Origin of the sequence: Sorangium sp. So ce124 (genome assembly GCF_051525235.1) — a bacterium.
Classification (GTDB): Bacteria; Myxococcota_A; Polyangia; order Polyangiales; family Polyangiaceae; genus Sorangium; species Sorangium atrum.
Genome location: NZ_CP150312.1, coordinates 5,501,103 through 5,526,702, shown reverse-complemented (window position 1 = coordinate 5,526,702; position 25,600 = coordinate 5,501,103). Strand labels below are relative to the sequence as shown.

The following is a 25,600-nucleotide window of genomic DNA, read 5'->3' as shown; positions in this document are numbered from 1 at the left end:
GGCGCCGGGGCGATGAACAGCCGGCGCCCCCTTCAGGGCTTCGGGGCGAAGGCCCGGTCGAGCTCCTCCTTTCCGAACACCGGCGCCCACGGCAGGAGCTCGTACTGCGCCAGCCCCTTCTCCGTGAAGGGATCGCCGTCCCGGATCCGATCGAGCGTCGCCCCGGCCGCCTCGTCGGGCACCCGGAGCAGGAGCGCCCCGCCGTAGCGGGGATCGAGCGGCCCTGACACGAGCACGAGTCCCTGCTCGATGAGCCCCTTCAGATAGGCGCGGTGGGCGTCGACGGCCGGGAGCACCTCGTCGAGCGGTCGCCTGTAACGAATGATCGCAATCGCGTACATGATGTCGTGAGTCCTCGCGCCGCAATCTACCAGAGCACAGCGCGCCCGGTCGGAGAGTCTGTTCGCGTCAGGGCGCTCTCCGGCCGAGCTTCCGGCGGCAATCGCGCGGTCCCCCTTTCCCTTCGCGCTTCCGTCTGGCAGTGTGCGCGCCCTCCGCTGGAGACACCTGTATGGCGAGACCCCCGAAAGCAGCACCTGCTCCCATTCTCCCGTCCTCGCCGGCCGCCGCGCTCGCTGCGTACGGCCGCGTTGAGCCGAAGCTCCTCGAGCTCGGCCCCGACGATCTCGTGACCGTCTACGTCGAGGTCCCCAGGGCCGTGAGCTCCGTGCTCTCGGCCCTGCCCCACCTGCGCGAGCTCCGCGACGAGATCGTCCGGGATCTCCCGAACCATCCGATCGCGATGCTGGACGAGCTCGAGGACTACGCCCTCGCGGCCTGGTACGCCGATCTCCTCTACAGCACGCCCGCGAGCGAGCTCGATGCGAAGAAGCTCACCGAAGACGCCAGCACGCTGCGCGAGGGGCTCCTCGTCGCCGCCGAGGCGCTCGGTCACAGGAACCTCCTCGACAAGCAGCGCGTCGCCGACATCCGCAAGGGCAAGGGGCACGCGGATCTCGCGAGCGATCTCATCGCCCTGGCCGAGCTCTTCCGCGGCTCCTGGGACAAGGTCCGCGCCAAGACGGCGGTCGAGGACGAGGAGCTCGAGCGCGCCGCGGATCTCGGCGTGCGCCTCCTCGCCGCGCTCGCCGCGAAGCCCGGCAAGGGCTCGTCCGCGGCGCCGAAGATCACCGACGCCGCCGATCGCCGCGCCCGCGCGATCTCGCTGGTCGCGAAGGCGTACGAGGAGTGCCGCCGCGCCGTCGCGTACCTGCGCTGGCACGAGGGCGGCGACGGCGACCTCGCCCCGTCGCTGCTGCAGAAGCCGCGCGGCCGACGCCCGAACGCCGAGAAGGCGGCGGCGGCCGCGAGCAGCGCCTCGTCCGAGGCGCCGGCCAAGGCGCCCGACGAGGAGGCGTCCGCGGCAGAGGGCGGCGAGCTCTCGTCCCCCGAGCCGGCGAACGACGCCGCGCCGGTCGTGAGCGCCTGATCGTCCGCGCCTCGCGGACTCGAAGCGAGCGCGCAGCAGGGACGAGGCGCGGGCAGCGTGGAGGCTCCTCTGGGCCTCCGGCCGCTCCGCGCCCTCCCCTGCGTCGACGCGCCTCGACGACCTCGATCTGCCGGCCTCGAGCTCCGGCTACCGGCTCCGGCTCGACTCCTCGATGAGCTCGACCTTGTAGCCGTCCGGATCCTCGACGAACGCGATCACGGTCGTGCCGTGCTTCATCGGGCCCGGCTCGCGCGTGATCTTCCCGCCCGCCGCCCGGATGCGGTCGCAGGCCCCACGGATGTCGTCGACCCCGAGCGCGACGTGCCCGTACGCCGTGCCGAGCTCGTACTTGTCCACGCCCCAGTTGTACGTGAGCTCGAGCTCGGCGTGCTCGGGGTTCTTCCCGTAGCCGAGGAAGCAGAGCGTGAACTTGCCCTCCGGGTAGTCCTGCCGCGACAGGAGCTGCATCCCGAGCACGTCCCTGTAGAAGCCGATCGAGCGCTCGAGATCGCCGACCCGAAGCATCGTGTGCAAGATCCTCATGCCGATTCCCGTCTCCTTCTCCGGCCCTGGCGCCAGCGCGGCGCTCAGCCGTAACGCACCGAGATGAGCTCCATCTCCGCCTCGCCCGCCGGGCGGCGCACCGTGATCACGTCCCCCGCGCGCTTGCCGAGGAGCGATCGACCGACCGGAGAGCGCCAGCTGATGCGCCCTGCCGCGCTGTCGATCTCGTCCTCGCCCACGATCTGGTACGTGCGGCGCGCGCCGTCCTCGTCCTCGATCTCGACCGTCGCGCCGAAGAAGACCTTGTCGCCGCGCTGCTCGGACGGATCGACCACGACGGCCTTCTCCAGCCGCTTGGTCAGGTAGTGCATCCGCCGGTCGATCTCGCGCAGCTTCTTCTTGCCGTAGATGTACTCGGCGTTCTCGGAGCGGTCGCCCTGCGCCGCCGCGTCGGCGACCTCCTGGACGATGCGAGGCCGCTCCACGGAGCGGAGCCGCGCGAGCTCTTCGGACAGCCTCCTGGCCCCGCTGGGCGTGATGTAAGCCGGGTCGGACATGGTCGAGCGCGAGCGAGCCTACGCCGCGCCGCTCGCCAGTTCAACGCCATGGATCCCGGCGCGGAAGCCCCGCCGAGGACCCGCCTCGGATGCCCCGATCTTCACGGATCTCCACGAGATTCTCCACATGTTGCGGACGGTTGTTGACGCGCCGCGGCGACATGCTAGGCGAATGCAGAACTGTGCCGCAGCTGCGCGGAAGACCGGGAAGGGAACCGGCTGCCAGCGCCTCCCTGCCGCGGCAACGAGGAGGTCTCCCATGTCGAACGCTCAAACCCAACAGAACCGTTACAAGGCCGACCTCCGCGAGATCCGCTTCCTCCTCTTCGAGCAATTCCGGCTGGACGAGCTGCTCGGCAGCGCGCCCTACGACGCGTGGGGGCGCGACGAGGTCGGGATGGTCGTCGACGAGGCGTACAAGTTCGCGTGCGATGTCTTCGGCCCGCTCAACGCGGTCGGCGATCGGGTCGGTTGTCGCATCGAGGGGGGACAGGTCAAGACCCCGCCGGGGTTCAAGGAGGCGTGGGACAAGCTGTATGAGGCCGGGTGGAAGTCGGTCTCGGTCTCGCCCACCTACGACGGCCAGGGCGGTCCCTTCACGCTCTACACGGTGGTGGAGGAGTTCCTCTGCGGCGCCAACGCGGCGCTCAACATGTACCCCGGGCTGACGTACGGCGCGGCCGAGGTGATCGAGCACTTCGGGACGCCGAGGCAGCGCGACCTCTTCTTGAAGCGGATGTACGGCGGGCAGTGGAGCGGGACGATGTGCCTGACCGAGCCCCAGGCCGGGTCGGACGTCGGCTCGTCGCGGACGAGCGCGGTGAAGCAGAAGGACGGCAAGTACCTCATCCGCGGCACGAAGATCTTCATCTCCGGCGGCGATCAGGACCTCACCGAGAACGTCGTGCACCTCGTGCTCGCCCGCGTCGAGGGCGCGCCCCCCGGCACGAAGGGGCTCAGCCTCTTCGTCGTGCCCAAGATCCGGGTGAACGACGACGGCTCGCTCGGCGGGTCGAACGACGTCGTCGTCGGCAACATCGAGCACAAGATGGGCATCAACGGGTCGTCGACGTGCGTGCTCAACTTCGGCGAGAGCGACGCGTGCCTCGGGGAGCTCGTCGGCACCGTCGAGCACCAGGGCATGCCGCAGATGTTCCGGATGATGAACGGCGCGCGCATCTCCGTGGGCCTGCAGGGCGTGTCGGTCGCGTCCTCGGCGTACCTGAACGCGCTCGAGTACGCGAAGGATCGCAAGCAGGGCTCGTCGATCCTCCAGTGGAAGGACGCGACCGCGCCGCGCGTGCCGGTCATCGATCACCCGGACGTGCGGCGGATGCTGCTCGACATGAAGAGCCGCGTGGAGGGCATCCGCGCGCTCATCATCAAGCTCGCGCGCCACCAGGACGCGGTCGCCGTCTACCAGGGCAAGGACGACCGCGCGGCCGCCTACAACCAGGGCCAGGTCGACCTGCTCGTGCCGCTCGTGAAGGCCTACTCGTCCGACCAGGCGTTCCGCGTCTGCGAGACGGCGATCCAGACCTTCGGCGGCGCCGGGTACACGAAGGATTACCCGGTGGAGCAGTACTGCCGCGACGCGAAGGTCTTCTCGATCTACGAGGGCACGAACCACATCCAGGCGATGGACCTGGTCGGGCGGAAGCTCGGCCAGGGCGGCGGGGTCAACCTGCAGGCCTTCCTGAACGACGTGGCCGAGTTCGTGAAGGCCAACGAGAAGCACCCCGTCCTCGCCGCGAGCATCAAGGAGCTCCGCGAGGCGCACGAGGCCGTCGCCGGCACCGCGATGCGGCTGCTCTCGTGGTTCCAGATGGGCAAGATGCCGATGGTGCCGCTCGCGGCGAACCGCTTCCTCGAGATGATGAGCGAGCTCGCGATCGGCTGGCTCCTGCTCGACGGCGCGGTCATCGCGCTCAAGGCGATGGAGGGCCTCCCGGCCGGCGACGCCGGCGCGAAGGACCGCGCCTTCTACGAGGGCAAGAAGCACGCGGCCCTCTACTTCGCGGCCAACGTGCTGCCGCACGCGAAGTTCTCCGCCGAGATCCTCGGGCGCGAGGACTCGTCCGCGCTCGACATCCCGGCCGACGCGTTCGCGACCGTCTGACCCCCCTCCCCGCGCCGGCCCCGCCTCCGGGCGGGGGCCCGGCCGCGCGGCGCGGGCTCACTCGGGGACGGTGAGCCGCTCCGCCAGGTCCCGGACGGGCACGGGCATCGTCGGGTCGCGCGAGACGGCCATGATCTCGGCGCGGAGCGCGCGGACCTCCGTCAACCGGAGCCACGAGAGCGCGAGCCGCGTCATGCTCGGCAGGCCTCTCGCGAGCACCGCGCGGACGACGTCGGCCGCGGGGAACGAGAAGGCCACCTCCTCGGGGGGCAGGCCCGCGGCCGTCGCCGCCGCCTCGATGCTCGCGTCGAAGTCGTCCCGCTTCGTTTCCAGCACCTCGAAGAAGGCCCGCCCGCGCTCCGGCGCGATGACCTGAGCCGCCCCTCCGCCTTCGGGCGCGAAGATCCAGGCGCCCGAGCCGTCCAGCCCCACCCGGGCGCCGGACTCCAGCGTGACGAGCGGCAGGAAGCGACCGCCTTCGATCGGCTCGCCGCCGCCGGCCTCGATCAGCTCGCGCACGAGGTCCCTCAGGTTCGCGCTCATGGGCGGATGTTCGCACGGAATACCCGGCGATGGGCAACAGGGCCGACGCGCCCTGCGCCGGCAGGCGCGGGGCGGCTGCGCGCTCACGCGCTCGCCACCCGGGCGGCCCCTCCCTCTCCGGGGACGCCCCCGGCGAGCGCGTACGTGACGGGGCAGGCGCGGCGATCGCGACTGGCGGCGCGCGCAGGTCGCTTTGCTTGGAAAACGCGCAGGGCTGACCGGAATAAGGACGGGGCAGGCGTGGCGATCGCGACTGGCGTCACGCGCAGGTCGCTTTGCTTGGAAAACGCGCAGGGCTGACCGGAATAGGAATAGTATGAGGATTCGATTCAAGGTTGATGCACGGGTATTGGGGTTCATTCCGGTCGCGATGGCGTTGAGCGGCTGCTTCGAGGAGCCAGCAGATATCATCGGGATCGGGGACATCGAAGACGAGCTGTCCGACGAGGCCTGCGCTCCGAGCAAGCACGAGAGGGTCCGCTCGGACTGCGGGGTGTGGGTCTCGAGCACCCTGGGGCACGACAGCAACGCGGGGACCTCGACGGCGCCCCTGAAGACGATATCGAAGGCGCTCCAGCTCTCCCCGGACAGGGGAAGGCGCATCTATATATGCGCCCAGACGTTCGATGAGGCGGTGATCGTGCCGGGAGGACACACGCTCTTCGGCGGGCTCGACTGCGACGACGGCTGGCGCTGGACAGGCGACAAACAGAAGACCACCCTCACCGCTCCCGAAGGCGAAACGCCGCTCTCGTTCGACAACGGCGAAGGCGTGGCGGTGATCGAGGATCTCCACGTGATCGCGCGCTCGATCCCGGCAACCCACACCGAGCTGGCAGGCAGATCGGCGATCGCCGCGAACAGCTCCGGGGTCCCTGTCGATTTCACGCGGTGCATCCTCGAGGCGGGCGACGGGGCGCCGGGGGCGAGCGACGGGGCGTTCGTGGACGGCGCTGCCGAGAAGGGGATGATCGGCAACTTCGGCAACGCCGCGTGCTCGGCCGCGACGGTCTCCGGCGGACTCCCCGTGAACAACAGCTGCGGTACGCCCGACGATCGGTCGGACGACTCGCGCGGCGGCACGGGAGGGACGGGTGGCTTGGCGTCCGGGGGTGATGGAACCAACGGGGTTCCGACCACTGCGATGAACGGCGGCAAGGGCGAGACCAGCACCCGGCGCTGCACCGCGGGGCAGGATGGCGCGGACGGGGTCGACGGGAGTCCGGGCGCCGGTGCGACGGGCTTCGGCGATCTGTTCCTGGATGGGTATACCGGTCCGCTTGCCGGCGACGGGGCGCCGGGGACGCGGGGCCAGGGCGGCGGAGGAGGCGGCGGCGCGAAGGGCGGCACCGGCGCGCAGATGTGTCCATTCGAGGCCTCTGCGGCCGGCGCCGGCGGCGGCGCCGGGGGCGCGGGCGGGTGCGGGGGGCTCGGCGGCCGCGGCGGAGGCGCCGGCGGGGTGAGCATCGCCCTCTTCGTGGGGAGCGCGGTCGTCGACCTGAACGACGTGGTCCTGAAGACCGGCCGCGGCGGCAATGGCGGCGCTGGGGGCGAGGGCCAGGCGGGCGGCGAGGGCGGCGACCACGGGGCAGCCGGGACCCGAGGCGAGGCCACGGGGCTGAACGCCGCCTGCCCCGGCGGTCGGGGTGGCCGGGGCGGTCATGGCGGCCGGGGCGGCGGCGGGCTCGGCGGCCACTCGATCGCCGTCGCGTACGCGGGCTTCAAGCCTTCGCTCACGAACACGACCATCGAGATCGGTGAGGCCGGGATCGGAGGGCGCGGGGCCAGCCAGGCGTATGACGGCGCCGACGGCGTGGCGGCGGAGATCTACGATATCGAGCAGCAATTCAGGCAGTAACGCGGCGTGAGGCCCGCGCTAACCGGGCGCCGCCGGCGCGGGCCAACTCCGATCCTCCTGCATGCAGCGGAGCTGCGTCACGCGCCTTCCCTCCGCGGTGGTCACCACGATCTCCCGAACGGGCGTGTCGCGCCGCGCGCGTCGGCTCAGCTTCTCGACCACCAGGAAGCCCTCCCGCGCGCCCGCGAGGCGGAGGAACTCGTCGAACAGCGCGATGTGCGCGCCGCGCGCGCCATCGTCGGCGGTCGCGATGCGCCGCTGGGTGGCGACGCCGATCGCCAGCGCGCCGCCGCGGGCCCGCACGACCATCGCAGGATCGAGCCCGCGCTGGCTCTCGTCAGGCACGGTCCAGATCTCCGCGACCCCCGCCTCTGCGAGGCGCCGCTTCATGTAGTAGAAGGCAGACTGGAGCGTGTTGTTCCGGTACGGGATCGCCTTCGACTCCATCGGATCGACGTGGTTCCGCCAGAACGCGATCAGCGCGCGCGCCCAGCGCCCGCCGTCGAGCCGGCGATCCTCGAACGGCCAGTCCTCCGCCATCGCCTGCGCGCACACGCCGAGCAGCGCCTGCTCGTCGATCCCGCGCGTCGCCAGGCAGGGCGCGCAGTGCATGTAGGCCGTACCCCGCTCGAGCAGCGCGCCGCACATCGAGCAGACGTCGTTGCCGTAGCCGGGGCCCATGTACCGGAGCCAGCTGGCGCTGAGCTCCTTGTGCGCCGCGCGGCGCTCCTCGTTCCGCTCGATCTCCCGCAATCCGTCCCGGAGGGCCTTCAAGGCCGCGCGCCGCTCGTCATCTCGCTGCTTCATCCGCTGCCCTCCAGCGTGAGCCCGTCCGCGCCGGCTCGGGCAATGTAACGCCCGAGCCTCCGCCACGCTTCGCAAGGAGGAGGGATCCGCCCGTGCGCGATCCTTCACACCAGCCCGGCGAGCGCGCCGCCGTGGGTTATTGACACTGACTTTCATTTACGGCTACGGTTCCGGGCGACGACATGTCACGATTTGCCCTGTTTCTCACGCTCCCGCTGGTCTTCAACATGGGTTGCGGTTCGGAGCCCGCCCCCGACGATCCTCTGGCTGGCATCGAGCTGATCAGCGATGACCTCACCGACGTCCCGCTGCACGACGCTTCTGCGGAGCAGGTGGCTCGGTTCAAGGACGGCGACGCGCTCTTCGATTTCGTCTTTCGCGAGCGCGACGGCCTCGGGCCGCTCTACATCCGCGCGGCGTGCGCCGGCTGCCACGACGGCGCCTCGCGCGGCCCGGGCGCGGTCCAGAAGATGGCGCTCGTCGAGGACGACGGCGTGACGCCGGCGGCAGATCAGGGGGGGCTCCCCTACGGCCACACGTTGCGGCCCTACGCCGTCGGGGGGGCGACGACGCTCTCGGAGCCCGAGACCGGGGCGACGATCAAGGTCTCGAAGCGCCTCGGCCCGCCGGTGTTCGGGCGCGGCTACATGGAGGCGGTCGACGACGCCGAGATCGAGCGGGTCGCGGCCGAGCAGGCCGCGCGCGGCGACGCCATCCGCGGGCGCATCAACCGCGTGGTGTTCCACTCGAAGAAGAGCGGGGACGAGTCGTTCAGCGCCTTCGTCGAGGGCGACGAGAACCTCATCGGCCGCTTCGGGTTCAAGGCGCGCGTCGCCACGCTCGACGACTTCACGGCCGACGCGTACCAGGGCGACATGGGCATCACCTCGCCGCTCCGGCCGGACGAGCTGCCGAACCCCGACGGGCTCACGGACGACGCCAAGCTGGGCGAGGACGTGGTCCTCGACACGGTGAACGCCGTCGCCGACTACATGCGCTTGCTCGAGATCCCGAGGCGCGCGCCCGCCGACGCGCGCGGCCAGGCGCTCTTCGTCGAGGCCGACTGCGCCGCCTGCCACGTCCCCTCGCTGAGGACGCGCGCCGACTACCCGATCGCGCAGCTCGCGGACATCGACGCTCCCGTCTACACGGATTTCCTCCTGCACGACCTCGGCCCCGATCTCGCCGACGGGCTGGCCGACGAGTCGGCCAGCTCCGTCGCCTGGCGGACGGCGCCGCTCATCGGCGTGCGCCACAGCACCGCGTACCTCCACGACGGCCGGGCCAGGACCATCGAGCAGGCCATCTTGCTCCACGACGGCCCCGGCTCGGAGGCCGCGGCTTCGATCGCCGCGTTCCGCGCGCTCTCCTACGAGGATCGCGGGGCGCTCATCGACTTCGTGCGCTCGCTCTGATCGACGTCCACCGCGACGCACGCGCACCAATCCGCATCGCGCGCTCGCCCCGCGCGAGCGGTGACAAGGAGCTCGAACATCATGCACATCCCCGCCCGCTTGCGGTCCGGTCTGGCCATCGCCGCCGCCGCCCTCTCGCTTCCTGCGTGTGGAAGCGACAACGAGACGCTGCTCACCGACGCGGAGTACGAGCAGCAGGCCGTGTCCGACGTGAAGACCTTCATCCAGGGCAACATCGACCAGTTCGCCGCCGCCACGGCCGCGCTTCAGGCGGCCGCGCCCGCGCCAGATGCCGACGGGTGGAGCGCGACGAGCGACAAGGAGGCCGTCGATGCCATGAAGGCCGAGTGGAAGAAGGCACGGCAAGCCTACGAGAGCATCGAAGGAGCCATCGCGGTCGTCTTTCCGGATCTCGACTACTCGACGGACGCCCGCTACGACGCGTTCATCGAGGTCCAGGCCGACGACGATCTCTTCGACGGTGAGGGGGTGACCGGCGTGCACGCCATCGAGCGCATCCTCTGGGCCGACGCGATCCCGGAGCCCGTCCTCGCCTTCGAGTCCGAGCTCGACAACTACAGCGAGGCCGCCTTCCCTGCCACCGAGGCCGAGGCCGCCTCGTTCAAGGACGAGCTCTGCGCGCGCCTCGCGGCCGACGCGGCGAAGATGCAATCGGATTTCCGCTCGCTCGCGCTCGACGCGCCGTCCGCCTACCGCGGGGTCATCGCCTCGATCGCGGAGCAGGTGGAGAAGACCAGCAAGGCGGCGACCGGAGAGGAGGAGTCGCGCTACGCCCAGTACACGCTCGCCGACATGCGCGCGAACATCGCGGCCGGCGTGGCGACCTACGAGGCCTTCCAGCCGTGGATCCTGACCAAGGGCGCCGAAGGCGCGGAGGTCGACAAGGCGGTGCTCGACGGCTTCGAGCGGCTGTCGAGCGCGTACGACGCGATCGAAGGCGACGCGCTGCCGCCGCTCCCGGAGGGGTGGAGCGAGGCGGAGCCGACCGACGAGCAGCTCGCGACGCCGTTCGGGAGGCTGTTCTCGCTCGTGGAGCACGAGAGCGACGACGCGACCCCGGGCACGCTCGCCAGCGACATGACGAGGTCCGCCGATCTGCTCCGGCTCAAGACGCTCCCGTAGAGCAGGGCGCATCGTCGTGCGCTGCGGGCTCATCCCCGTCGTTCGGCTCGTCGAGGCCTACTTTCGCGCGCCTCACTCGCTTGCCTGGCGGCTGAGCCCGGTTCACACGAGCCTGCGTCCCGCTCTGGCGCGGCGCTGTCAGCCGCGTCAGCCGCCGGCGTTCCACCGCACGAGCACGCACGTGACGTTGTCGGGGCCGCCGTGCTGGTTGGCGCGGTCGATGAGGGACCGCGCCGTCGCGGCGAGGTCGCTCTCCTGCGCGAGCAGCTCGGCGATCTCCGGCTCGGAGACCGGGCCGGAGAGCCCGTCGGAGCAGATCAGCAGGAGATCTCCGGCCTCGGGCCGCTCGACGCGCGTGGCCACGTCGACGGTCTTCCCCATCCCGAGCGCGCGCGTCACGACGTTGCGGGCGAGCAGCGGGTCCACATCGTCAGGCAGCTGCTCGCCGCTGTTCAGGTGCTCGTTCCAGAGCGAGTGATCCTCGGTCAGCCGCTCTAGCCTGTGCTTTCGGTAGCGGTAGACGCGGCTGTCGCCGACGTGCGCGATGCACGCCGAGCTCCCGTCGACGTAGACGCCCGCGAACGTCGTCCCCATGCCGTAGCAGAGCGGGTCGCGCTGCCCGACCTCGAAGATGCGCTCGTTGGCGCGCCAGATGGACGAGACCAGGCGCAGCTCGAGGGGCGTCACCTCCTCGTCGTACCCCGTCGGCTGGGTGATCTCGCCCTCGCCGTCCTTGCAGTACGAGCGCACGATGTCGACCGCCATCCGCGACGCGACCTCCCCACCGGCGGCGCCGCCGATGCCGTCCGCGACGACGAAGAGGCCGAGATCCAGATCGACCGCGAAGCTGTCCTCGTTGTGCTCGCGCTGGTGGCCAACGTCGCTGTCACCGGCGGCTTCGATATGGAGCGGGGGGTTCACAGAGCTTCCTCGTCAGCGGGACGCGTGTCGATGCCCGGAGCATCCAGCGGCGGGACGCCTCGCGCAAGTCAGGAAGGCGCTCAATTCGGGCGAAGAGCGCCGGCCTGCTTGGGCACGTGCGTCATCCGCGTTACGCGCTTCACGTGCGCAGCGCAGCGGTCGCGGGCGACTGGAGCGCCGGATGGGCGCCCTGCGGCTCGCTGCGCTGCCCGGCAGGGGGCGGTACGCTGGCCGCGAGGGCCTCGAAGCGGCCGTTCTTCCAGGTCACGAGGCCTCCCGAGAGGCGCGCGGCGCTGCCCGCCCCTGGCTCGGATCTCAGCCAGACCAGGGGGCGCGCGGCGAAGACCGGCTTCGTGCAGGCCACGTCCTCGAAGGCGGCGGACCATGAGCCGGTGTTGCCGAAGAACAGCCCGCCCTCCCAGGTGCCCTCGGGCGTGTGCGTGTGACCGAAGACGACCGCTCTGGCGCGATGGGCGCGGGCGACCTGGCGCGCGGCGCGACTGACGCGCTGCCACGTCGCGTCGAGCGGGAGCTTCGGCACGAGGCGCTCATAGACGATGAGCGCCGCCGGCGCGACGAGCGCCGCCGGCGCGAACCAGAGCGGGGCGAGCAGCAGCCACACGAGCGCCACCGCGACCGCGAGCAGCCCCAGCGCGGCCCGGTCGAGCCACAGCTCGCGCGCGACGAGCCCCAGCCGATCCTCGGCCGGGGGCGCGAACAGGCGGGCGTGACGGGCCACGGCGCGGAGCGGGGCGCCCGTCTCCTGCGCCGCGGCGGCGAGGCTCTCGCGCAGGCGAGCGCGCCGCTCCGGCTCGCGCCGGCGCACGAGCTCGACGAGCGTGCGGAGCGCGCCGAGGGCCCACGCCCCCGCGAGCGAGCGGCGGGAGAACATGTAGTAACGCGCCCAGTGCGCGAGGTACCCGAACGCGGACAGCATGAACGAGGAGTCCACGTGCGGGTTGAAGTAGCCCATCCGCGACACGAGCAGCCGGCACACGAGCGAGCCCATGGTGGGCTGGATCTCGCCCGGTTTCCGCCCGAACGGGACCATGGGGTACCGGTAGCTGCAATAGGCGTCGTACTGGTTGCCGTGCTCCACGATGATGCCGTCGGGCGTCTTGTGGAACCACGCGCGAAACACGACGCGCGCGCCCAGCGCCGCGCGCGCGTGCGGGGCGCCGGAGAGCGACGCGTCGCCCAGCGCCGCGAGCGCCGCCTCGACGACGCGGGCCCGGACCAGGTCGCGCACCTCGGGCAACGTGAGCTGGACGTCGTGGTTGCCGGAGATGAACACGACGGTGTGCCCGTCCGCGACGACGCGGCCGAGCGCCTCGATGAACACCGGGTGATCCGCGAGGATCGCCGCCATCGCAGGGACCGCGTGCTCGGCGCTGCGGGGGAGATCGTGAAAGACGCTCTGCTGATCGATCACGCGCGGCGCATCGAAGTCGAACACGTCGCCGTTGAGCACGAGCGTGAGCTCATCGCGCCCGGCGCCGCGCGCCGTGCCCTGCCTCATCTCGTCCCGGAGCGCGTCCAGCATCGCCGCGACCTCGCTGTCGGGGGAGTAAGGAGCCTGGCGGTAGCGCATCCACAGGCCGTCACCTGGCTCGAGCTCGCAAAGATGGATATCTGAGATCGCCACCGTATGGAGCATTCGATAAGGTGACACACGCGCCCGTCCATGGCCGTCAGGGAACGGTCACGGCCGGGGGTCGGGTGATGGCGGAGGCGCATGCGGGCGCGGCGCAGCATGACGTGCCGCGACGCTGCGATCGCCCTGGACTGCGAGGTATCGGCGCCTGCGCGTCTGGGCGGCTGTCGGGATTTGTGGTGTCTTGGGCGTTGTGTCGCTCGTTGTCGTGGTCGTTGCACCACACCGCCGCCCGCCGCCGCTTGCCTGCTAGGGCTTTCCCTTGCGCTTGACGATCACGAACTGCACGCGACGGTTCTTCTGGCGCCCTGTCTTGACGCGGTTGTCCCCGAGCGGCTGCTCGAAGCCGTAGCCCTTGGCGACGAGCTTCTCCCGGGGCACCCCGGCGGCCACGAGCCACGAGAGGACCGCGTCCGCGCGCTGCTGCGACAGGCGGAGGTTGTACTCCTCGGTCCCGTTGTCGTCGGTGTGGCCTTGCACCTCGATGAGCTCGATGTCCGGGCTCTGCTGGATGGCGTCGCGCACCTCGTACAGGATCTCGTCGGAGATGGGATCGACCGTCTCCGCGCGCGTCTTGCCGTAGACGACGAACTGCACCGGCTTGGACGTCTTGATCTCGTCGGCGTTGACGCGAACGAACCTGGGGCAGCCGTTCTGTCGTGGATCGGGGTCGGAGGGCCCCCGCTCGTTCGGGCAGGCGTCCGCGGCGCCGCGGACGCCGTCTCCATCCGGATCGTCCGGGCAGCCGTTCTGCTTCGGGTCCCGGTTCGCCGGTCCCTTGACCTTGGGGCAGGCGTCCGACGCGTCGGCGATGCCGTCGCCGTCCGCGTCGCCAGGGCAGCCGACCTTCTTCGGGTCGTCGCTCGCCCCGCCGCGCACGGTGGGGCAGGCGTCGATGCCGTCGTGGAAGCCATCGTCGTCCGAGTCTTCGGGGCAGCCGTTCTGCGTGGCGTCGGCGCTGCGGGCGCCCGGGGTGGTCGGGCACGCGTCGTCGATGTCGAGCACCGTGTCCCCGTCGCGATCCGCCGGAGGACATCCGTCCTTCGCGCGATCGGGCGACGGATCGCCCTTCACGTCGGGGCAGGCGTCGATGTCGTCGTTGATGCCGTCGTCGTCCTTGTCGCCCGCGACGGCGGCGGTCTGAGCGCGCTCCGGGGCCGGCTTCGGGAGCGGCGTCCAGCCGACCATGCCGACCGCGCGGACCGGCGGTGTGCCGATGGCGTTCGTCAGGCCCGGCCCGACCGCGGCGCCGAACGTGAGGCCGTCGAGGACGCGCAGCTTGGCGCCGAAGAGCAGCTCGGCGTTGACGCTCGCCTCGTCCCGCTGCACCGGCGTGCTCGAGAGCAGGAGCTCCTCGCCGAGCGGCGCCCCCCCGTACGCCTCGGCGCCGAGCTGGAGGAGATCGCCGCCGATCAGGAGCCCCGCGGCGCCGCCGAACGTGAGCCGCTGCGGCCGGTTGGGGCCGCCGCCGAGCTCGACGCCGCCGCTCGCGCTCCAGAGGAAGCCGAGCGACGACTCTGCCGAGCCGACGCGCCCGCCGAGGCTCGCGTGGACGGCGCCGCGGGCCTCCGCGTCGCCGGTGTACTGCGCCGGCGAGCCGGTGGGCGCGAACAGGTAGCCGCCGATGCCGAGCTGGAACGGGCCTGCGTCTTTCCCGAGCACGCGGAGGCGCGCGCCGAAGCGGAGGTCGCCGAGCTCGGGCGCCGTCAGCTCGGTGAACACGACGCCGGGGATGCCTGGATCGTCGCCCCCTTGCGCGACGGCGAGGGGGGCGTCGATCGAGAGCAGCAGGCGATCCCACAGCGCGAGCGAGGCGTCGAGGCGGAGGAACGTCTGCGAGGAGACGAGGTCGACGGGGGTGTCGCCGCTGGTGTGGATGGGGCGGTGGGCGTAATCGAGCATCACGTACGCGCGCGGCGCGAGGTGGCCGGGAGCGGCCGGAGAGGGCACGCCGAAGAAGGCGTCTCCAGCGGGCGCCGGCTCGAACCGGTCGAGGGAGAAGCCGCCGGTGGATTGACCGCGCGAGGCGCCGGCGAGCGTCATGAGGACGGCGGTGGACGCGACCGCTGCGACGGAGGAAGGCCTCATCGGCCGGGCACGATAGCGGGGGCGCGTGGCGGGGGGCAACATCCGCTTTCCCTGGCCGCGGCGATCCCGGGCGAGGTCCAGGCGGCGGTCAGCGCCCGCGCTCTCGCCGCGTTTGACTTTGCCACTGGGGTGGCCACGGGACGACGGTGCGCAGAGCGCGCGCGACGTGCCAGGGATGATCAACGGCTATGGGATGGCCGCGCGCGGCGCCTCACGGACAGTCGCCGAAGGCGCTGTTGGGTACGACGCTGCGCGTGATATCCGCCGTGACGGTGGGGATGTCCTGCGTCCAGACGTGATCCGTGGGAGCCGCGTCGCAAGTCCCATTCTGGGAAAGGTCCACGTACCAGTGCATCTTGTACGCTTTGTCGCCGGGTATCTGTCCCGTCACGGTGAACGTGCCGTCGGCCTCGATCGCGTCCGAAGCGCTCAGGGCCGGCGCGGCTTCGCCGGCGGCGACGACGGCCACGTAGACCATGTCACCAGCGGTGTAGGCGGGAACGTAACCGGTGCCGCGGAGGGTGAAGTTGAAGCTCTCGCCCGATGTGCCGCCCGCGCCGCCGGAGCCGCCCGCTCCCGCTCCGCCCACTCCCGCGTCGCCTTCGCCGCCCGTTCCTGAGCCGCCGGCGCCACCTGTTCCCGTGCCGCCGGCGCCGCCTGTCTCCGCACCGCCAGAGCCGCCTGTTCCCGCGCCGCCTTCGCCGCCCGTTCCCGCGCTGCTCGTGCCGCCCTCACCCGCGGTGGTGGTCGTCGTCGAGCTCGAGGTCGTCGCCTCCCCCATGCCGTCATCACCGCCGCACCCCGCGCCCGTACCGGCGATGACGAATGCGCCCATCGCCATCCATACCGCGATCCACCGAGATGCCTGCATGAGGGTCCTCCTTGAAGCTCCGTAGTTAGCGGGGCGCATCTTCGTGCGCTGCGGGCTCATCCGCCTCGTTCGGCGCGCTGCGGCGTACTTTCGTACGCCTCATTCGCCTGCCTGGCGGCTGAGCCCGTATCACACGGATCTGCACCTCGCTATCCAAGATTGACGGTATCGGACGGCTGCGTCGACGAGGAGCCGTCGCGCTCGCCGGGCGTATATCTCAGCTGATCGCCAGAGCCCAGTTTCCGCGGCGTGGAATCACGCCCGCCGTGGCTGCCGCCGGCCTCCCCGCCGGAGCACGGCGGCGAGGATCAGCAGCATCCCCCATGCCTCCCGGGGCATCGGCGCGCGTCCCATGCGGCAGTCGCAGCCACCTTGGAAATCGGGCGACGTCCCGCCGCCGCTCGTCGCCGTCGTCGCCACGGCCTCCCCGCCGGCGCCGCCCATGCCGCCGGCGCCGCCCGCTCCGCCGGCCCCTCCGCCGCCGCCGCTGGTCGGATCCGGCGTCTCGCAGGCATCACCCACGCCGTCCTTGTCCGTGTCGGTCTGTTCGGGGTTCGCCACGGTCGGGCAGTTGTCGGTCTCGGTTACCTCACCGTCTCCGTCGGGATCGCAGGCGTCGCCGAGATCATCGCCGTTCGTGTCTTCCTGCCCGGCGTTCGCGAGGAGCGGGCAATTGTCGCAGACGTCGCCGTGGCGGTCGCCGTCGGCGTCTTCCTGCTGGGGATTCACGATCAGCGGGCAATTGTCGTCATCATTCGCTATCGAGTCGCCGTCGGCGTCATCATCGCAGGGATCGCCGAGGCCGTCGCTGTCGAGGTCGGACTGCGGCTCGCCCGGCGCAGGCGGCGGGTTCGCCGCGAAATCGCAGTTGTCGTCGTCGTTGATCACCCCGTCAGCGTCCGGATCGCCGTCAGGATCGCACGCGTCCCCGATGCCGTCGCGGTCGGCGTCCTGCTGCCCGGCGTTCGGCACGCTCGGGCAGTTGTCGTCGACGTCGAGCATGCCGTCGTTGTCCGAGTCGCCGTCGCACACGTCGCCCTTGCCGTCGCCATCGGTGTCGACCTGCGGCTCGCCCGGCGCAGGCGGCGGGTTCTGCATGAGGCGGCAGTTGTCGTCGCCGTCGAGCACGCCATCGTCGTCCGAGTCGGTGTCCCGGTAGTCCGGGGTCCCATCGCCGTCTGTGTCGATTGCCGGCGTGTTCAGCAGAGCATCCCCGGCCTCTTCGGAGTCGAGCACCCCGTCCCCGTCGCTGTCCGGGTCCACGGCGTCGATGAACGCGTCATCGTCGGTGTTGTTGACCGGATCGCCAGGATTGTCGCGGTTCAGCACCTCCTCGAAGTCCCCGATGGTGTCACCGTCGGAGTCGACGCTGGTCGGGTCGGTCCGGAGCGCCGCCTCCTCTGCATCCGTGAGGAGGTCGTTGTCGTCGTCGTCGTCGCAGACGTCCCCGGCGTCATCGCCGTCGCCGTGGGCACGGTCGGTGTTGACCTGGTTGGTGTTGATGTCGTATTGGCAATTGTCGTCGACGTCGAGGACGCGGTCGTTGTCGTCGTCATCGTCGCACTCGTCGCCAAGCGCGTCTTCGGGCCCGTTCTTCCGGTTGTTCTCCTGCCCCGGGTTCGGGGTGGTGATGCAGTTGTCGGTGGCGTCGGGCACGCCGTCGGCGTCGTCGTCGGTGTCGCACGCGTCGCCCAGCGCGTCGCCACCGGCGAGGTTCTGGTCGGTGTTGATCTGCGTGCTGTTCGGTGCGAACTGGCAGTTGTCGGTGGCGTCGGGCACGCCGTCGGCGTCGTCGTCGGTGTCGCACGCGTCGCCCAGCGCGTCGCCGCCGGGCAGGTGCAGATCGGTGTTGGCCTGCGCGCTGTTCGGCGTCGTGACGCAATTGTCGTTCACGTCGGGTACGCCGTCGGCGTCGTCGTCGTCGTCGCACGCGTCGCCGAACCCGTCGCCGTCGGTCAGGTCCTCGTCCGTGTTCGTCTGATCGAGGTTGCGCTGGAGCGGACAGTTGTCGGTGGCGTCGGGCACGCCGTCGGCGTCGTCGTCGGTGTCGCACGCATCGCCCAGCGCGTCGCCGCCGGGCAGGTTCCGGTCCGTGTTGCGCTGGCTCGTGTTCGGCTCGGTCGGGCAGTTGTCGGCGGTGTCGGGCACGCCGTCGGCGTCGTCGTCGTCGTCGCACGCGTCGCCCTGCGTGTCGCCGGTGGCTGCGTCGGTGTTCGTCTGGCTCGCGTTCGCCGTGGTCGGGCAGTTGTCGCACGCGTCGCCTATCCGGTCGCCATCGCTGTCGCCCTGGTTGTTCGTGTCGTGCGGCCCGTTCGGTGTCGCGGGGCAATTGTCGCAGACGTTGCCGACCCCATCGTGGTCATCGTCGAGCTGGCCGGCGTTGGCGATGCTGGCGCAGTTGTCGCACGCGTTACCGAGGCCGTCGCCGTCGCTGTCGATCTGATCCGTGTTGGCGACCTCAGGGCAATTGTCGCAAGCGTTGCCGACATTGTCCCCGTCGCCATCGGCCTGGTTCGCGGTGATGAGGCGCGGGCAGTTGTCGCACGCATCGCCGAAGCCATCGCCGTCGGTGTCGACCTGGGTCAGGGTTGCCACGTACGGGCAGAGATCGCACGCGTTTCCGAAGGCGTCGCCGTCCTCGTTTTGCTGATCGTTCGAGCGGCCCAGGCAGTTGTCGCACGCGTCGCCCGTCCCGTCACGGTCGTCGTCAACCTGGTCGTCGTTGCGCGCGCCAGGGCAGTTGTCGCACGCGTCGCCGACCGTATCGCCGTCCCTGTTCGCCTGGTCCGCGTTCGCGCGGTCTCGGCAGTTGTCGCACGCGTCGCCGACCCCGTCGTGGTCCACGTCTTCCTGGCCGCTGTTGGGCGTGTCCGGGCAGTTGTCGCACGCGTCGCCGACCCCGTCGCGATCGCCGTCAGCCTGGTTCGTCGTCGCCGTGTCCGGGCAGTTGTCGCACGCGTCGCCGATCCCGTCATGATCCCTGTCAACCTGGCTGTTATTGGCCGCGTCCGGGCAGTTGTCGCAGACGTCGCCGAAGAGGTCGCCGTCAGGGTTGTGCTGATCGGTGTTCGGTGCGTTTGCGCAGTTGTCGCAGTCGTCCCCGATGCCATCGTTGTCCCTGTCCCGCTGATCGTTGTTGAATGCAGTGGGGCAGTTGTCGCAGGCGTCGCCGTAGTTGTCGCTATCGGCGTTGCGCTGGTCGCCGTTCGAGACGTTGAGACAGTTATCGTTGAAGTCGCTGTCGCCATCCGCGTCGTTATCGGTCTCGCAGATGTTCCCCCGCCCGTCGCGATCGCTGTCGAGCTGATCCTCGTTGCGATCTCCATCGCAGTTGTCGCAGACATCCGGGACGCCGTCGCCGTCGCCGTCGAAGTTTGGATCCGCAGCCATGGGCGTGGGAATGGTCGGACACTTGTCTGCGGTGTCCGCTAGCCCGTCGTTGTCGTCGTCGAGATCCGCGTCATCGGGGATGCCGTCGTTGTCGTCGTCATCGTCGCAGGCGTCGCCCTGACCGTCGCCATCGCCGTCGTACTGGCTCCGGTTGCTGACCCCAGGGCAGTTGTCGACGGCGTTCGCGACCTCGTCGTTGTCCGTGTCCCACAGCGTCGCGCTCGCCGGCCGGGGCGCGAGCGCCACGAGCGCGAGCAGGCCCGCGAGCAGCGGCAAGATCCCGCGTCGCGCGGCGCCGGCGTGCGCGAGGTGGCGGGACATCCAGGGCAAGGCGGGGAAAGTCATCGCGGCTCCTCCAGACAGATCGCGCCGTACGCGACAGCGCCCCCGTAAGCCTACCCAGTTTCGCCCTCCTCCTGGGGAGGTTTTCCTCGGCCGCGCGCTCGATGGAGCGGCGATCGCCCGCCGCCGCGCCCCCATGTCGGAGGCCACGTCGGAGGGGCCCCCCGCCGCTCCGGCGAAGCGCCGCCTCACTGTTCGGCTGCGGGCCGCCTTCTGTTAGGATGGCCGAGATCCGCCCCCTCACGTCGCGCGCGCCGCGCCGACCACGGAACGACCCTTGCGAAACCACCGCGTGCTGCGACTCGGCTTCAGGCTGCGAACGGCTGCGCTGCTCTCTGCGTGCGCCATTCTCCCCCAGGTCCTTGGCTGCTCCGACGAGGGCGCGTCGCGCCGCTCCCCACCGCCCGGCGCCGCGTCACCGCAGGCGGCGCCGCCCGGAGCGCGCGCCCGAATCGCCGCGATCCGCGCGCGCTTCGCCGACGCCATCGCCTCGAGCCCCGTCAAGATCGTCGCGCCGACCCCGGCCGGCGCCCTGCGCGCGGCAGCCCCGGAGGGGGCCGCGGCGTCCGTCGAGCTCCCGGCGCGCGCCGCCGGTCCGGTGCGCCTCGCCGATGGCGCGTCTCGAGTCTCGATCGCCTTCTCCCTCGTCGACGCCGCCGACGTGCCGGCGGCGGTCGACAGCGGCCTCGTCCTCTACGCAGGCGCGCTGCGCGCCGACGGCGGCGCACGCGACGTCCTGCACCGCGTCCTCCCGAACGGCACCGAGGACTTCGTCGTCTTCGAGCAGGAGCCAGCGCGCAAGGAGCTCCGCTACCGGGTCGATGTCACCGCCGCCGCGGGCCTCCGCCTCGTGGAGCGTACGCTCGAGTTCCTCGACGCCGGCGGCTCGCCCCGCCTGCGCGTCGCGCCCCCGTACCTCGTCGACGCGACCGGCGCGCGCGTTCCGGCCTCGCTCTCCGTCGAGGGCTGCGCCGTCGACACGAGCCCTCGCGCCCCGTGGGGCCGGCCGGTCACCCCGCCGGGCGCGCCGGCATGCACGGTGATCGTCGGATGGCAGCCCGCCGGCGTTCAGTACCCGGCGCTCCTCGACCCGCAGTGGATCGCCACGACGAACCAGATGATCACGCCGCGCGCCCGCCACACCGCCACGGTGATCGACCCGGCGAACCCTGCGAGCCCCGTGCTCTTCACGGGAGGGTTCGACGCATCTGGGGCCGCGCTGGCGACGGCGGAGCTGTACTTCCCGCTCGACCGCACGTTCGCGAGCACCGACGCGATGGACGTCGCGCGCGGCGCCCACACCGCCACGGCGGTCACGAAGCTCGCCCCGGCGGCGCCGTCGGATCCTGCGCCTCCGCCGCCGGCGGTCGTCGTCGTCGGCGGCAGCAGCCAGCGCACGAGCGGCACGCCGGTCGCTGCCATCGAGGTCTACAACCCGGCCACCGGCCAGTTCGTCAGGGACGGGGGGGCCTCGCTGGGCCGGTTCAACCACTCGGCCACCCTCCTCGTTCCTGGCGAGGTCCTGGTCGCGGGCGGTCTCGCGGATCCGCTCAACCAGCCCACGAGCACCGCTTCCCTCTACACGTTCAGCTCCTTCGGACCGAACGGCGGAGCGCCCGTCACGAGCACGCTCGCCGCCGTGGGCAGCATGGCGACCTCGCGCCACGCCCACACGGCGATCCGCCTGAAGAAGGGGAATGTGCTCGTCGCAGGCGGCTTCGTCCTCTCGGGCGCCGCGCTCACCTCGGCCGAGATCTTCCACGAGGACGAGGGCGTCTTCCGGCCGATCTCCGTCCTCTCGCCCTCCGCGACCCCGATGACGGCGCAGATGAGCGCCCTCCGCGGCTTCCACACGGCGACGCTCATCGACCGTACGGAGGCGCTGGGCGGTCAGACGGCGACGTCGCTCGATTCAGGCGAGGTGATCCTCGTCGGAGGCACCACCCGCGTCTCTGGAGGCGCCTACGTCCGCACCATCGACATCTACCACGACGGCGTGACCGATCCGACGAAGCGGGGCTTCGAGCTGCAGCCGACGCCGATCTCCATGGCGAACGCGCGCGCCAACCACACGGCGAGCCTGCTGCCGACGGGCGACGTCCTCATCGCCGGCGGGTTCGACGGCACGACCTCGCTCTCGAGCGCCGCCATCTATGATCCGCTGACCAGGAAGTTCAGCCCCCTCAGCCTGCCGGCCGGTTCGCTTGCGCAGGAGGCTCGTCGTGAGCACGTCGCCGTCGTCGTCAACGCCGGCACGGACCGCGTCGCAGGCCGGGCGGTGCTCGTCGCGGGCGGCATCGGGGCGACCAGCACGCAGCCGCTCGCCAGCGCGCAGCTGCTCATCAAGGCGAACGGCGAGGCGTGCGCGCACGATCAGGAGTGTGCATCAGGGCATTGCTCCGATACGGAGAACGTCTGCTGCAACGAGGCGTGCGATCAGGAGTGCTTCTCGTGCACGGCGTCGGGCAAGGGGACGGGCAGCGATGGCACCTGTGGTCCTGCGAAGCTCGACAAGGAGCTCCCGATCGTCTGCGTCAACCAGATCGAAGTGCACAACCGCTGCGATGGCCTGGGGCACGCGCTGGCTCATGAATCCACCAAGGACTGCAAGCCGGGCCGCTGCGGCAGCAACAACAGGTGCATTCTCTATTGCCTCGACGACTGCGGTTGTGACGAGAGCGGTTGGTGCGACGTCGGCGTCGGCGATCCGAACGCCTGCGGCGAGGCCGGCGGCGCCGGAGGTGCATCCTCCGGGACGGGTGGTGGCGGCGCGGGTGCAGGTGGCGCAGGCGGCGCGTCCGCTGGGTCGGGCGGTGCGGGCGCGGGCGGCGAATCGGGTGGCGCTGGTGCAGGCGGCGCATCTGCTGGAGGCGGCGGAGGTGCAGGGGGCGCAGGGGGCGCATCCGCTGGGTCGGGTGGAGCTGGTGCAGTCAGCGCATCCGCCGGGTCGGGTGGCGCGGGCGCAGGGGGCGCGTCCGCCGGATCGGGCGGCGCTGGTGCAGTCGGCGCGTCCGCTGGATCGGGCGGCGCAGGTGCAGGCGGCGCGTCCGCCGGATCCGGTGGCGCACCGCCCGGGTCGGGTCTGTGCCTCGATCGACTCGCCAACGGCGCCGAGTGCGCTCGCGATCGCCAGTGCATCTCGGGCCACTGCGTCGACGGGTTCTGCTGCGATTTCGCGTGCGATGGCCAGTGTCAGGCATGCGACGTGGTGAACAACGTCGGCAGGTGCACGAACGTCGGGACGCCTGTCGACCACGAATCGCCGCACCCCAACGAGGGCGGCACCTTCCAGCGCGAGGCGTGCCCCGGTGACGGCGCGTGCGCCGGCTACTGCGGCGGCGCCACCGATGCCAAGTGCATGTTCCCTGTGGAGGGGGCGGTCGCGAGGACCTTCACGTGCTCCTGCCCGGACGAGGGCTGCATCGTGGGTCCCGCGACGCTCACGCGCTTCTTCTGCGCTGGAGACGGCGGCGAGAACGAGCCGGTGGTCGAGCGCTGCGGCGGGTTCAAGTGCGCGGACGAGACCGCCTGCAAGACCTCCTGCGCCTCCGACGACGACTGCATCCAGGACTTCGTCTGCCTCGACGGCGTCTGCGCCGACCTCGAGGAGATCGGACCGAGCTGCGACGGCGCGCACACGCTCCGGTCCCCGGGCGCCGACACGGACTGCACCCCGTACACCTGCCCGCCGGGCGGCAGCGCCTGCGCCTCACCGTGCAGATCGGTGGCCGACTGCGTCGATGGCATGGTGTGCAACCTCGCGAACCAGTGCGTCCCGCAGATCGATCCGTCGGAGGTCCCGTCCTGCTCCTGCAGCGTCGTCGGCGCCCCCGCCGAGCGCAATGCCGCGCGCCTCTCCGTCCTCCTCGGCGTCGCCGCAGCGCTGGCCGGGCTTCGCCGCCGGCGGACCTCCCATCGCTAGGTTGCGAAGGGCAAACGAGGCGCGCCCACACATCGGTGCCGCGCCTCGTCAGGTACGAGCAGCGCCGAGCGGGATCGAGAGCACGCGACGCGTAGCGGCGCATCGCGACCGCGCACGGCGCACCGGCTCGGGTCTCGTCAGAACTGGTAACGCAGGCTCGCCCCAGGCGAGATCATCAGGACGAAATCGCCCATGAGCGACTCCGGCTCGTACGTGCCGATCCCGTCGCTCGCCGCCGCCAGCTCGATCGTCCTGTCCCACTTCGGCTTGCTGAGGCCGATCAGGAGAAGCAGCTTCACGCCACCGGCCACCTCCCACCGCTCTCCGAGCCGCAGGCCGAGCCGCACCTCAGGATCCGCGTAGAAGTAGGTCGCCGAGGCGAAGTCGACCACCGGGAACGTGTTGAACGACTCCCCGCCGGTCGCCCTGAACCTGCCGGTCCGCTCGTCGCGGACCTCGCCCACGAGCACCCCCGCGCCCAGCCGGAGCAGCGATGGGAAGCGCTCGCCGAAGTGGTATCCGAACGTCGCGCCGGCCAGGAAGCCGCCCAGGCGGAGCGTGTCGCTCGCCGTGCCGTCGAGCGGATCCCGGTAGCCGACCGGCCTGAGCGCCGCCGAGCGTTCGTCGAGCTGCTGCGCCGCGAACAGGCCGCCGAGCTCGATCCCGACGCCGATCCCCGAGCCGAGCTCGTAGCCCCCGTGGATCATGCCGAGCCCGCCGAGGCCGAGTGAGCTGGAGCAGCCCGAGTCGCAGCCGTCCGTGATCTCGCCGCCCAGCGTCGGCGCCAGCAGGAACGAGGCGCTCACGTCGAGCGTGATCTTCGGCGGCTTGCGCCAGATGTCCGCGTCCTCGTCGCGCTCGAGACCCATGTCGAGGCTCTGGCGCTGGCCCTTCTGCAGCGTCACCGTGCGCGTCCCGGTGACGAACCCGTCGGCCTTCACCTCGACCCGGTGCGTGCCGACCTTGAGCCGGCCGAGCCAGACGCCGTTGCCCACGTTGACCGAGTTGATCCACACGCTCGCGCCGGGCGGCGTGGGGTCGACCCGCAGCGAGGCGTCGAGATCCTCGGCGAGCAGCGACAGCGTCGTGAGCTCCTGCGGCTTCACGGGCGCCGCCGTCGGCTGCGTCCCGAGCTTCCCCGCGCCGCGCAGCGCCACCATGTGGTCGCCGACCGACAGCGCGCCGATCCACGGGGTCTGCCCCACGACCACGTTGTCCACGAGCACGTCGACCGTCTTGCCGGCGCGCTCCACCACGCGCAGCCGGCCGGAGCGGGTCAGCCTGCGGAGCTTCGCGTTGACCGTGACGGTCTGCCCGCCGGCGACGTCGACGCGCGTCTCCACCGGCTCGTAGCCTTCCTTGAAGACGCGGAGGACGTGCGCGCCCGCCGCCACGCGGATCGGCTTGACGGGCGGGTACTGCCCGCGCTCCTCGCCGCTCACCACGATGGACGCCCCGGGCTCCGCGTTCGTGATGTCGAGCGTCCCCACGAGCGCCCGCAGCTCGGCGATCTCCCGCTGCGCGGCAGCGCGCTCGGCGGTCGACATGGTGAAATCGCGGAGGAAGGTCTCGAACATCTCGAGCGCCTCGTCGTAGCGCTGGAGCTTGCGCAGCGCGATCGCGGCGTTGTTCGTGGCCACGCGCGTCGGGAAGAGCTTGCGCGAGAGGAGGAACTCAGCGAGCGCAGGGCCCCAGGCCTCCTCGCGCAGCAGCGTGAGCCCCTTCTCGAAGTGGAGCCGCGCCACCTGCCGGTCCGTCTCGGAGACGGGCGCCTCCTCGGCCGGCACCGCAGCGCCCGTGGCGGGCGCGGCGCCCTCCCTGGCCGGCGCGCCGGCTTCCACGGCGGGCGCGCCGCCCTCCTTGACCGGCGTGGCGGCGCCCGCGGCCGGCGGCGCCGGCTGCGCGAGCGCCGGTCCGGCGGCGACCGCGGCCGCGATCGCGGCCGAGAGCGCGCGCAGCCGCGGCACCGCGCGGGGACGCCGAGCGAGGGAGAGAGGACGAGAGCCGCCGCGCCGCGTACGCAGATCCATTCGATCG

The 25,600-nt window shown here is 71.4% G+C and carries 17 protein-coding genes; 6 read left to right on the top strand and 11 right to left on the bottom strand.

The genetic code is table 11. The features are described from left to right. Positions 1–32: 32 nt before the first annotated feature. Entirely contained in the window at positions 33–341 is a 309-nt protein-coding gene (locus tag WMF19_RS20625; RefSeq protein WP_437330281.1) for a YciI family protein, read from the bottom strand. 170 nt (positions 342–511) lie between these two features. Between WMF19_RS20625 and WMF19_RS20620 the strand changes: the two genes are divergently transcribed. Next, positions 512–1,429 carry a hypothetical protein gene (locus tag WMF19_RS20620; protein WP_437900667.1) on the top strand — a complete coding sequence of 306 codons (918 nt, stop codon included), beginning with the start codon at positions 512–514 and terminating at the stop codon, positions 1,427–1,429. A 147-nt stretch (positions 1,430–1,576) separates the two neighbouring features. Here the strand turns inward: WMF19_RS20620 and gloA are convergent, their stop codons facing one another. After that, positions 1,577–1,972 (bottom strand): lactoylglutathione lyase, encoded by a 396-nt coding sequence (gene gloA / locus WMF19_RS20615; protein ID WP_437330279.1) that lies wholly within the window; start codon positions 1,970–1,972, stop codon positions 1,577–1,579. Between the two features lie 44 nt (positions 1,973–2,016). Further along, on the bottom strand, positions 2,017–2,490 hold the full coding sequence (gene greB / locus WMF19_RS20610; protein WP_272099185.1) for a transcription elongation factor GreB: 474 nt from the start codon (positions 2,488–2,490) through the stop codon (positions 2,017–2,019). A gap of 259 nt (positions 2,491–2,749) precedes the next feature. On the opposite strand from greB, the gene WMF19_RS20605 reads away from it, so the two are divergent. Continuing rightward, entirely contained in the window at positions 2,750–4,609 is a 1,860-nt protein-coding gene (locus WMF19_RS20605) for an acyl-CoA dehydrogenase (protein WP_437330278.1), read from the top strand. Between the two features lie 57 nt (positions 4,610–4,666). Here WMF19_RS20605 and WMF19_RS20600 read toward each other — a convergent pair whose 3' ends face one another. Continuing rightward, complete coding sequence (locus WMF19_RS20600) at positions 4,667–5,152, bottom strand: hypothetical protein (RefSeq protein ID WP_437900666.1); 486 nt, start codon at positions 5,150–5,152, stop codon at positions 4,667–4,669. A 316-nt stretch (positions 5,153–5,468) separates the two neighbouring features. Between WMF19_RS20600 and WMF19_RS20595 the strand changes: the two genes are divergently transcribed. Beyond that, positions 5,469–7,010: a PGRS family protein gene (locus WMF19_RS20595; protein ID WP_437900665.1), complete on the top strand. Its 1,542-nt coding sequence runs from the start codon at positions 5,469–5,471 to the stop codon at positions 7,008–7,010. An 18-nt stretch (positions 7,011–7,028) separates the two neighbouring features. Here WMF19_RS20595 and WMF19_RS20590 read toward each other — a convergent pair whose 3' ends face one another. Beyond that, positions 7,029–7,817 (bottom strand): hypothetical protein, encoded by a 789-nt coding sequence (locus WMF19_RS20590; RefSeq protein ID WP_437330275.1) that lies wholly within the window; start codon positions 7,815–7,817, stop codon positions 7,029–7,031. Between the two features lie 182 nt (positions 7,818–7,999). Here WMF19_RS20590 and WMF19_RS20585 point away from each other — a divergent pair, with 182 nt between their 5' ends. After that, positions 8,000–9,232, top strand: coding sequence for a di-heme oxidoredictase family protein (locus WMF19_RS20585; protein WP_437900664.1), 1,233 nt, complete (start codon positions 8,000–8,002; stop codon positions 9,230–9,232). A gap of 81 nt (positions 9,233–9,313) precedes the next feature. Further along, positions 9,314–10,375 (top strand): EfeM/EfeO family lipoprotein, encoded by a 1,062-nt coding sequence (locus WMF19_RS20580; RefSeq protein ID WP_437803208.1) that lies wholly within the window; start codon positions 9,314–9,316, stop codon positions 10,373–10,375. 147 nt (positions 10,376–10,522) lie between these two features. Here WMF19_RS20580 and WMF19_RS20575 read toward each other — a convergent pair whose 3' ends face one another. From WMF19_RS20575 to WMF19_RS20555, 5 genes are all read right to left on the bottom strand, one after another. Beyond that, on the bottom strand, positions 10,523–11,296 hold the full coding sequence (locus WMF19_RS20575; protein WP_437330272.1) for a PP2C family protein-serine/threonine phosphatase: 774 nt from the start codon (positions 11,294–11,296) through the stop codon (positions 10,523–10,525). A gap of 139 nt (positions 11,297–11,435) precedes the next feature. Then, complete coding sequence (locus WMF19_RS20570; RefSeq protein ID WP_437330271.1) at positions 11,436–12,941, bottom strand: hypothetical protein; 1,506 nt, start codon at positions 12,939–12,941, stop codon at positions 11,436–11,438. A gap of 258 nt (positions 12,942–13,199) precedes the next feature. Beyond that, positions 13,200–15,038 (bottom strand): OmpA family protein, encoded by a 1,839-nt coding sequence (locus WMF19_RS20565; protein ID WP_437900663.1) that lies wholly within the window; start codon positions 15,036–15,038, stop codon positions 13,200–13,202. Positions 15,039–15,249: 211 nt separating this feature from the next. Then, positions 15,250–15,909 (bottom strand): hypothetical protein, encoded by a 660-nt coding sequence (locus tag WMF19_RS20560; RefSeq protein ID WP_437900662.1) that lies wholly within the window; start codon positions 15,907–15,909, stop codon positions 15,250–15,252. 255 nt (positions 15,910–16,164) lie between these two features. Further along, positions 16,165–19,644, bottom strand: a complete 3,480-nt coding sequence (locus WMF19_RS20555) for a thrombospondin type 3 repeat-containing protein (RefSeq protein WP_437900661.1) — start codon at positions 19,642–19,644, stop codon at positions 16,165–16,167. Between the two features lie 274 nt (positions 19,645–19,918). Between WMF19_RS20555 and WMF19_RS20550 the strand changes: the two genes are divergently transcribed. Next, entirely contained in the window at positions 19,919–23,563 is a 3,645-nt protein-coding gene (locus tag WMF19_RS20550; RefSeq protein WP_437900660.1) for a kelch repeat-containing protein, read from the top strand. Between the two features lie 137 nt (positions 23,564–23,700). On the opposite strand, the gene WMF19_RS20545 is transcribed toward WMF19_RS20550, so the two are convergent. Further along, entirely contained in the window at positions 23,701–25,593 is a 1,893-nt protein-coding gene (locus WMF19_RS20545; protein ID WP_437900659.1) for a PEGA domain-containing protein, read from the bottom strand. Positions 25,594–25,600 lie beyond the last annotated feature (7 nt).